A 10,236-nucleotide genomic window follows, 5' to 3' on the forward strand; every position below is an offset into this window, starting at 1 on the left:
GGCGACGTCCGTGGTCGACCCGACCAAGTCCGGCTCGGCCACGGTCAGCCTGACCCCCTCTACGCGCCGATCTTGCACTTTTGGTCGCCATAATCGCCGTATTTGCGGTGATTCATCCCGACCAAAGGTGCAAGATCGACGCGCCGTCAGGTGCGAGGGCGTGGCGGGGGAGGGTGGGGAGGGTGAGCTGGCCCCGGGAGCAGGTGTGCTTCCGGGGCCAGCGGTGGTCTTGCGGTTGGGGTGGGACTCAGGGGGTGGCGGAGGCGTTGGCGGCGATCTCGGGGAGGTCGGCGGGGCCGGGATCGGCGGCCGGCGGGGGAGTGCTGGCGGGGTTCTGGGCGGCGGCGCGGACGGCGGCGGCGACCGCCGGGGACACCCGGGAGTCGAAGACGCTCGGCACGATGACCGTCGCGTTGAGCTTCTCCTCGCCGACCACGTCGGCGATGGCCTGGGCGGCGGCGATCGCCATCTCCTCGGTGAACTCCTCGGCGTGCGCGTCGAGCATGCCGCGGAAGACACCGGGGAAGGCGAGCACGTTGTTGATCTGGTTCGGCTGGTCGGAGCGGCCGGTGGCCACCACGGCGGCGTGCTTGCGCGCCTCCCGAGGGTCGACCTCCGGGTCCGGGTTGGCCAGCGCGAAGACGATCGAGTCCTTGGCCATCCGGGCGATGTCGTCGCCGGTGAGCAGGTTCGGCGCGCTCACGCCGATGAAGACGTCGGCACCCTCCAGCGCCCCGGGCAGGTCACCCGAGTAGCCGTCCCGGTTGGTGTTCTCGGCCAGCCACTGCCAGGCCGAGTTGAGGTCGGGCTGGCCGCGGTGCAGGGCGCCCTGGCGGTCGTACGCGATGACGTCGCCGACGCCCTGACGCAGCAGCAGCTTCATGATCGCGGTGCCCGCCGCGCCGGCGCCGGAGACGACCACCCGGACGTCCGCGAGGCGCTTGCCCACCACCCGCAGCGCGTTGGTCAGCGCGGCCAGCACGCAGATCGCGGTGCCGTGCTGGTCGTCGTGGAAGACCGGGATGTCCAGCGCCTCACGCAGCCGGGCCTCGATCTCGAAGCAGCGCGGCGCGGCGATGTCCTCCAGGTTGATCCCGCCGTACGCGGGCGCGATCGCCTTCACGATGGCGACGATCTCGTCGGTGTCCTGGGTGTCGAGGACCACCGGCCAGGCGTCCACCCCACCGAAGCGCTTGAACAGGGCCGCCTTGCCCTCCATCACCGGCAGCGAGGCGGCCGGGCCGAGGTTGCCCAGCCCCAGCACCGCCGAGCCGTCGCTGACCACGGCCACGGTGTTGCGCTTGATGGTCAGTCGGCGGGCGTCGGCCGGGTTGTCGGCGATGGCCTGGCAGACCCGCGCCACCCCCGGGGTGTACGCGCGGGACAACTCGTCCCGGGTGCGCAGCGCGACCTTCGGGCTCACCTCGATCTTGCCGCCGAGGTGCAGCAGGAAGGTGCGGTCGGAGACCTTGCGCACGTCCACGCCGTCGAGCGCCCGCAGCGCGTCGACCACCTGGTCGGCGTGCCCGGCGTCGGCGGTGTCGCAGGTGAGGTCCACGATCACGTGGTTCGGGTCGGAATCGACCACGTCCAGTGCGGTGACGATCGCCCCGGCCTCTCCCACCGAGGTGGTGAGACGGCCGATAGAGGAGGCATCGGCTGGCACGGCGATCCGGACCGTGATCGAGAATCCGGCACTGGGCAGTCGGGTGATGGCCACGCAGGTCCTTCCGTCGGCGCTGAACGGCTCGTGGCATTTCTACCCGCCCTGCCTGGGCGTCTGGCAGCCGCCCCCACTTTGGGCCCTTTGTGTGCAGGGCATATTGCGGGTGCGATCGGTGTTGTCACATGACAGGATTGCTCAGTAACGCTCAGATCGGACCCAGGAGAGACGCTTGCGAGACCAGGAGACCCACGTTTCCAACGACGAATTCGAAACCACCACCGGGGAGTACGAACTCTCCGAGCGGCAGGCGTTGCGACGGGTCCCCGGCCTCTCCACCGAGCTGACCGACGTCACCGAGGTCGAATACCGGCAGCTTCGGCTGGAGCGGGTGGTGCTGGTCGGGGTCTGGACCGAAGGCACCCAGGCCGACGCGGACAATTCCCTCACCGAGCTGGCCGCGCTGGCGGAGACCGCCGGGTCGCAGGTGCTCGAAGGGCTCATCCAGCGCCGCACCCGGCCCGACCCGGCCACCTACATCGGTCGCGGCAAGGTCGACGACCTCAGCGCGGTGGTCCTCGCCGTCGGCGCCGACACGGTGATCTGCGACGGTGAGCTGTCCCCGTCCCAGCTGCGCAACCTGGAACAGCGCACCAAGGTCAAGGTGGTCGACCGCACCGCGCTGATCCTCGACATCTTCGCCCAGCACGCCAAGAGCAAGGAGGGCCGCGCCCAGGTCGAGCTGGCCCAGCTGGAATACCTGCTGCCCCGGCTGCGTGGTTGGGGTGAGACCCTGTCCCGGCAGACCGGTGGTTCGGGTCGTGGCGGCGGTGCCGGCGGCGGCGTGGGTGTTCGTGGCCCGGGTGAGACCAAGCTGGAGACCGACCGGCGTCGGATCCGCCACCGCATCGCCCGGCTGCGCCGGGAGATCAAGGCCATGAGCACCGTACGCGAGACCAAGAGGTCCCGCCGTACCCGCAACGCGGTTCCCGCGGTCACCATCGCCGGCTACACCAACGCCGGCAAGTCGAGTCTGCTCAACCGGCTCACCGGTGCCGGTGTGCTGGTGGAGGACGCGCTGTTCGCCACCCTGGATCCGACCACCCGCCGCGCCACCACCTCCGAGGGGCGGGTCTACACCCTCTCCGACACGGTCGGCTTCGTCCGGCACCTGCCGCACCAGATCGTCGAGGCGTTCCGCTCGACGCTGGAGGAGGTCGCCGAGGCCGATCTGGTGGTGCACGTGGTCGACGGCACCCACCCGGACCCGCAGGAGCAGGTACGCGCTGTCCGCGAGGTGCTGACCGAGGTGGGCGCCGACCGGCTGCCCGAACTGCTCGTGGTCAACAAGACCGACGCGGCCGACGAGGAGACGCTGCTCCAGCTCAAGCGGATCTGGCCGGAGGCGGTGTTCGTCTCCGCGCACAGCGGGCGCGGCATCGCGGACCTGCGCGCCACCATCGAGCAGCGGCTGCCCCGTCCGGCCGTCGACGTGCGGGTGGTGCTGCCGTACGACCGGGGTGACCTGGTGGCCCGACTGCACCGGCAGGGCGAGGTGCTCAGCACCGCCCACCTGCCGGAGGGGACGATGCTGCACGTACGGGTCAACGAGGCGTTGGCGGCCGAACTGGCCCCGTACCGCGACACGGCGGAGGCGGTCAGCACCGCCCGGTAACGCTGCTACGGCGTCACCCGACGGAAACTTCCGGCATGCGACACTTCTTTCATGCTCCGCACTGTTTCTTCGGTCACGGTGGCACTCGGCCTGCTCGGGGCCACCGTGGCAGTCACGGGTGTCGCCGTGGCGGCGTCGTCGCCCGTCCCCGCCGCGGCAGCCGTCGCGGTGACGGGCCAGGTGGCGGCGGGGCCCCAGACGGTGGTCCCGGCGGCGCTCGGGCCGGCCGTGCTCGGGTCGGCACCACTGACCAAGGCCGGCAAGAAGCAGTGCACCGTCACCGATCCCCGACTGCGGGAGATGTCCGGCCTGGTAGCCACCCGCAGCGGGTACATCGTGATCAACGACAGCACCGATCAGAACGACCGCAAGCAGGTCTTCTACCTGAACAAGGACTGCCAGGTCGTCCGCAACGTGGGCTACACCGGTGCCGGGCCGTTCGACACCGAGGATCTGGCCCTCTCGCCGGACCGGACGAAGCTGTGGATCGCCGACACCGGTGACAACGTCACCAGCCGGGAGCGTCGCGAGCGGGTGGCCGTCTGGAGCATGCCGGTCAATGGCAGCAAGCAGCCGGTCCTGCACCGGCTGTCGTACCCGGACGGCAAGCCCCGCGACGCCGAGGCGTTGCTGATCGGCGACGACAACCTGCCGCTGATCATCACGAAGGTCACCTCCGGCAAGGCCGAGATCTTCACCCCGGACGGCGCGTTGAAGACCGGCGACACCGAGCCGGTGCCGATGAAGAAGCTCGGCGACATCACGTTGCCGAGAACGGACACCGAGAACCCGCTGAGCACCTTCGGCCGCGTCGCGATCACCGGTGCCGCCCGGTCGCCCGACGGCTCCCGGGTGGTGCTGCGCACCTACGCCGACGCCTTCGAGTACGACGTCCAGAACGGCGACATCGTCGGTGCGCTGACCACCGGCACGCCCCGGGTCACCGCGCTGGCCGACCCGTTCGGTGAGGCGATCTCGTACTCCACCGACGGGAAGACCTTCCTGACCGTTTCCGACGCGGGTCACCTGGACGACGACGAGCCGGTCGACATCCTCAGCTACACCCCGTCCACCGAAGGCCCGAAGAACCTGGCCGAGGATCCGGACGCGGCCAAGAAGTCATCCGGCCAGTCGTTCATCGACGGGTTGACCCTCGACGACATCACGTACCTGATCGCCTCGGTGGGCGTACTCGGTGCGTTGCTCGTGGGTGCGGGCATCTACGGCATCCTGCGGGCCCGCAAGCGGCCGGGACCGGCCGGCAAGGGGCGTGGCCGTGACGACGGCCCGAAACCCACAGGCAAGGACGACGACGGCGCGGCCGGCGACCGCGCACGGTCCGGCGGTGTGTACGGCGGCGCAGCGACCGGTGGCGTCTACGGCGGCGGCTCGCCGAACGCCGAGCGACCCGGCCCGGCGCGGCCCGGACCGGTGTACGGGGGACGGGCCAGCGGCAACGGTGCCCGACCGGCCGGTGGTGGCGTCTACGGCGGTGGCGGCCGTGCCGGTGAGGGCGTGCCCGGCTCCGGTGGCCGGGCCGGCGGCGGTCGACCGGCGGGCGGCGGCGTGTACGGAGGTGGCGTACGTCCCGGTGGCGCCGGCCGCGCCGAACCACCCCGTGGCGGCGGCCGCGTCGAACCGCCCCGCGGCGGTGGACGTGCCGAGCCACCCCGACGTGGCGGTGGACCGGCCGATCCGGATTACCACGGTCGGCGCTCCGGTCGTTACCGGGAGGAGAATTCCGAGCCGTACGGTCAGCCGCCCGGCGGCACCTACGGCTACCGGGGCGACCGGTACTGACCCTGCGGCCAGCACCGGTCGGTGTCCTGGGTCAGATCCGGCGCAGCACGGCCACCACGCGACCCATGATGGTGGCGTCGTCGCCGGGAATGGGATCGAAAGCCGGGTTCTGCGGCATCAGCCAGACGTGGCCGTCGCGCCGCCGATAGGTCTTCACCGTCGCCTCGCCGTCGAGCATGGCGGCGACGATCTCCCCGGAGTCGGCGGTCGGCTGCTGCCGGACCACCACCCAGTCGCCGTCGCAGATGGCCGCGTCGAGCATCGAGTCGCCCTTGACCTGGAGCATGAAGACCTCGCCCTCGCCGACGAGCTCGCGGGGCAGCGGGAAGACGTCCTCCATCGACTGCTCGGCGAGGATCGGCCCACCGGCGGCGATGCGGCCGAGCATCGGCACGTACGCCGGGGTGGGGCGCTGCGAGCGGCTCAGCTCGTCGTCGATGTCGCCGGGGGAGCGGACGTCGACCGCGCGTGGCCGATTCGGATCACGCCGCAGGAAGCCCTTCTTCTCCAGCTCCTTGAGCTGGTAGGCGACGCTGGACGGGGAGACCAGCCCGACCGCCTCGCCGATCTCCCGCACGCTCGGCGGGTAGCCGTGCCGCTCCACCCAGGTGCGGATGAAGTCCAGAATGCGACGCTGCCGGGCGGTGAGGTCGGCGGCGGCCGGGTCCGGGAAGGTGTTTGCCACCTGGGTCACCGGGCGAACGGCGGGCTGCGCGGCTCGGGCGCGGGTGACGCTGCGGCGTCGGGTGGGCGGCGGCCCCGCCTCGCTGCTCTGCTGCGGGCTCTGTGGCCGGTTGGCCCGGTCCTGGGTCACGTCCGTCCTCCCTGGTCGGCGCTGGGTGCCTCGGCGGCTCGTGGTGCATGCGGTGGTCTGCCGGGCTGGTCGACCATGGTCACCTCCGGCTGCCCATGACCGTATAGGTGAGATCGGTCATTTTCAAACATCTGTACGAGGTTTCTCCGCGTGTCGACACGCGCAGGCGTGACAGTCGTATGCCTGTTCTGATAAATGATACGTCTTGTCGAACTGGTGTTCGATCGGATGCCTTTTCTGAAGATCAGATCCGGTCGGACGGTAACCGCTGTCGCCGCGCCGCGTTGGGCTCTCGGGTCGCGGTGCGGCGGGGTTGTCGGGTGACGCGCCGGACACGCCGGTCAACTTGACCGCGGTTCGCCAGCGGCATACGGTCAACCCCTAGATGTAGTAGTCACATAGGCGTAACTCGCCTACAGGTTGGGTTCGACTACGGACCGCACTCTCGTACCATCAGGTCGGCGGCCATCCCTGGATGATGGCCCGCCGCGCTGTTGCGTGCCCGGAGGCGGCCATAGGCGTGCCCGTGGTCGATCGAGGAGGTCGGGCGATGCGGTGTCCGTACTGCCGGCATGCCGACTCCCGCGTGGTCGACTCGCGGGAGGCCGACGACGGCCAGCTGATCCGTCGTCGACGCTCCTGCCCGGAGTGCGGCAAACGGTTCACCACCGTCGAAGAGGCGGTGCTCGCGGTCGTCAAGCGCAGCGGGGTGACCGAGCCGTTCAGCCGTACGAAGATCATCGGCGGGGTGCGCAAGGCCTGCCAGGGCCGACCGGTCGACGAGGACTCGATCGCGTTGCTGGCGCAGCGGGTCGAGGAGACCATCCGGGCCAAGGGGGCCGCCGAGATCCCCAGCCACGAGGTGGGGCTGGCCATCCTGGGTCCCCTGCGGGACCTGGACGAGGTCGCCTACCTGCGGTTCGCCAGCGTGTACCGGTCGTTCGACTCGCTCGCCGACTTCGAGCGGGAAATCGAGACGCTGCGGGCCGCCGCACGTGCCCGGCAGGACGCGCAGGCCGAGACGGCCGGCGTCGCCGGCCACACACAGTGAGCTTTCTTCAGTGGTAGTGACAGTCGGATCGCGCGGTGCCGCGCGGACGAGGGGGCGGATGAGATGCCGGGGGATGGCGTGACAACAAGCAGGACACGGAGCAAGGCCGGCGCGGGTCTGAAGGTCGAGCGGGTCTGGACCACCGAGGGCGTGCACCCGTACGACGAGGTCGCCTGGGAGCGCCGCGACGTCGTGATGACCAACTGGCGGGACGGCTCGATCAACTTCGAGCAGCGTGGGGTGGAGTTCCCGGAGAACTGGAGCGTCAACGCGGCAAACATCGTGACCACCAAGTACTTCCGGGGCGCGGTGGGCACCCCGGAGCGGGAGTGGTCGCTGCGGCAGCTGATCGACCGGGTGGTCACCACCTACCGCACCGCCGGTGAGGAGTACGGCTACTTCGCCTCCCCGGCCGACGCCGAGGTCTTCGCCCATGAGCTGACCTGGATGCTGCTGCACCAGGTGTTCAGCTTCAACTCGCCGGTCTGGTTCAACGTCGGCACGCCCTCACCTCAGCAGGTCAGCGCGTGTTTCATCCTGGCCGTCGACGATTCGATGGACTCCATCCTCGACTGGTACAAGGAAGAGGGGCTGATCTTCAAGGGCGGCTCCGGCTCCGGGGTCAACCTGTCCCGGATCCGCTCCTCCCGGGAGCTGCTCTCCTCCGGCGGCACCGCCTCCGGCCCGGTCAGCTTCATGCGCGGCGCGGACGCCAGCGCGGGCACCATCAAGTCCGGCGGCGCCACCCGGCGGGCGGCCAAGATGGTCATCCTCGACGTGGACCACCCCGACATCGAGGAGTTCGTGGTCACCAAGGCGCGCGAGGAGGACAAGATCCGCGCCCTGCGCGACGCCGGGTTCGACATGGACCTGGGCGGCGCCGACATCGTCAGCGTGCAGTACCAGAACGCCAACAACTCGGTACGGGTCTCCGACGAGTTCATGACCGCGGTGGAGAACGGCGGCGGCTTCGACCTGCGGGGTCGGCTCGACGGGCAGACCATCGAGACCATCGACGCGAAGAAGCTGTTCCGCACCATCTCCCAGGCCGCCTGGGAGTGCGCCGACCCCGGCCTGCAGTACGACGACACCATCAACGACTGGCACACCTGCCCGGAGACCGGTCGGATCACCGCGTCGAACCCGTGCTCGGAGTACCTGCACCTGGACAACTCCTCGTGCAACCTGGCCTCGCTGAACCTGATGAAGTTCCTCCGCGCCGACGGCGGCTTCGAGGTGGAGAAGTTCGTCAAGTCGGTCGAGTTCGTCATCACCGCGATGGACATCTCGATCTGCTTCGCCGACTTCCCGACCGAGAAGATCGGCGAGACCACCCGGGCGTACCGGCAGCTCGGCATCGGGTACGCCAACCTCGGTGCCCTGCTGATGGCCTCCGGCCTGCCGTACGACTCGGACCAGGGCCGCTCGCTGGCCGCCGCGATCACCTCGCTGATGACCGGCACGGCGTACCGCCGCTCGGCCGAGCTGGCCGGCATCGTCGGCGCGTACGACGGCTACGCCCGCAACGCCGAGCCGCACAAGCGGGTGATGCGCAAGCACGCCGCCGCCAACGACGAAATCAAGCCCACCGGGACCGTGGCCACCGCGGTGGTCCGCGAGGCCACCAAGCAGTGGACCCAGGGCAACAAGATCGGTGACAAGTTCGGCTGGCGCAACTCGCAGGCCAGTGTGCTCGCGCCGACCGGCACCATCGGCCTGATGATGGACTGCGACACCACCGGCGTCGAGCCGGACCTGGCGCTTGTCAAGTTCAAGAAGCTGGTCGGCGGCGGTTCGATGCAGATCGTCAACCAGACCGTGCCGCGCGCCCTGCGCAGCCTCGGCTACCCCGAGGAGCAGGTCGAGGCGATCGTCGAGCACATCGCCGACCACGGCCACGTGGTGGACGCCCCCGGCCTCAAGCCGGAGCACTACCCGGTCTTCGACTGCGCCATGGGCGAGCGGTCCATCGCCCCGATGGGCCACGTGCGGATGATGGCGGCGGTCCAGCCGTTCATCTCCGGCGCCATCTCCAAGACGGTGAACATGCCGGAGCAGGCCACCGTCGAGGACGTCGAGAAGATCTACTTCGAGGGTTGGAAGCTCGGCCTCAAGGCTCTGGCGATCTACCGGGACAACTGCAAGGTCGGCCAGCCGCTGTCGGTCGCCAAGCCCAACAAGGCCGCCGAGCCGGCCCCGACCACCGCCGTCGCGCCGGTGGTGGAGAAGGTCGTGGAGTACCGCCCGGTGCGCAAGCGGCTGCCGAAGAAGCGCCCCTCGGAGACCATCTCCTTCTCGGTCGGCGGTGCCGAGGGCTACCTCACCGCCTCGTCGTACCCGGACGACGGCCTGGGCGAGGTCTTCCTCAAGATGTCCAAGCAGGGCTCCACCCTGGCCGGGGTGATGGACGCCTTCTCGGTGGCCATCTCCATCGGCCTGCAGTACGGCGTCCCGCTGGAGACGTACGTCAGCAAGTTCACGAACATGCGCTTCGAGCCGGCCGGCATGACCGACGACCCGGACGTGCGGATGGCCGCCTCGGTGATGGACTACATCTTCCGTCGCCTGGCGCTTGACTTCCTGCCGTACGACCGCCGCGCCGAGCTGGGCATCTTCACCGCCAAGGAGCGGGCCGCCCAGTTGGCGGCCGAAGCCGAGGCGGAGGCCAACGGCACGGACCTGACCGCGATGGCCTCGTCCGCGCCGGTGGAGACCAGGCCGGAGGAGCCGAAGGCCGGGCCGATCGCCCAGCCCGCCCAGGAACTCGCCGACGTCGCCGCCGCGAAGCCGGCACCCTCGGTCGGTTCCAGCACCGAACTGCTGGAGGCCGTGATCGGCAAGGCCGCCGACGCACCGCTCTGCTTCACCTGCGGTACGAAGATGCGCCCGGCCGGTAGCTGCTACGTCTGCGAGGGCTGCGGCTCCACCAGCGGCTGCAGCTGACCCAGCCCCCGCCCCAACACCGACCGCCCGGCCTCGCCCTGCGAGACCGGGCGGTCGCTGCACTTCCCCACCCACACCCCCCAGCCCTGCCCACCCTCCCGCGCCGTCCCACACCGTCCCGCCTTCTCCCGCGGCATCCCGCGTCCCCGCCCTTCCCGCGCGGCATCCCGCGTCCTGCCCTTTCCACGCGCCGATCTTGCACTTTCGGTCGCGACAAAAGGTGTACAAGGGTCACTTCGGCGACCAGAACTGCAAGATCGCCGGGCCGGGCAGGGCCGGGCAGGGCGGGG

At 70.2% G+C, this 10,236-nt stretch carries 6 protein-coding genes; 4 read left to right on the forward strand and 2 right to left on the reverse strand.

The features are described from left to right. Positions 1–247: 247 nt before the first annotated feature. Positions 248–1,720 (reverse strand): NAD-dependent malic enzyme, encoded by a 1,473-nt coding sequence (locus C1A38_RS29485; protein ID WP_102660956.1) that lies wholly within the window; start codon positions 1,718–1,720, stop codon positions 248–250. Between the two features lie 175 nt (positions 1,721–1,895). Between C1A38_RS29485 and hflX the strand changes: the two genes are divergently transcribed. Both hflX and C1A38_RS29495 read left to right on the forward strand, forming a co-directional pair. Then, complete coding sequence (gene hflX / locus C1A38_RS29490; protein ID WP_102660957.1) at positions 1,896–3,338, forward strand: GTPase HflX; 1,443 nt, start codon at positions 1,896–1,898, stop codon at positions 3,336–3,338. Positions 3,339–3,389: 51 nt separating this feature from the next. Continuing rightward, complete coding sequence (locus C1A38_RS29495) at positions 3,390–5,138, forward strand: hypothetical protein (RefSeq protein WP_233197102.1); 1,749 nt, start codon at positions 3,390–3,392, stop codon at positions 5,136–5,138. Positions 5,139–5,169: 31 nt separating this feature from the next. Here the strand turns inward: C1A38_RS29495 and lexA are convergent, their stop codons facing one another. After that, complete coding sequence (gene lexA / locus C1A38_RS29500; RefSeq protein ID WP_102660959.1) at positions 5,170–5,952, reverse strand: transcriptional repressor LexA; 783 nt, start codon at positions 5,950–5,952, stop codon at positions 5,170–5,172. Positions 5,953–6,502: 550 nt separating this feature from the next. Between lexA and nrdR the strand changes: the two genes are divergently transcribed. Both nrdR and C1A38_RS29510 read left to right on the forward strand, forming a co-directional pair. Then, entirely contained in the window at positions 6,503–7,003 is a 501-nt protein-coding gene (gene nrdR / locus C1A38_RS29505; RefSeq protein WP_102660960.1) for a transcriptional regulator NrdR, read from the forward strand. Positions 7,004–7,066: 63 nt separating this feature from the next. Continuing rightward, entirely contained in the window at positions 7,067–9,946 is a 2,880-nt protein-coding gene (locus tag C1A38_RS29510) for a vitamin B12-dependent ribonucleotide reductase (RefSeq protein WP_102660961.1), read from the forward strand. Positions 9,947–10,236 lie beyond the last annotated feature (290 nt).

It is taken from the genome of Verrucosispora sp. ts21 (assembly GCF_002879555.1).
In the GTDB taxonomy this organism is placed as follows: Bacteria; Actinomycetota; Actinomycetes; order Mycobacteriales; family Micromonosporaceae; genus Micromonospora; species Micromonospora gifhornensis.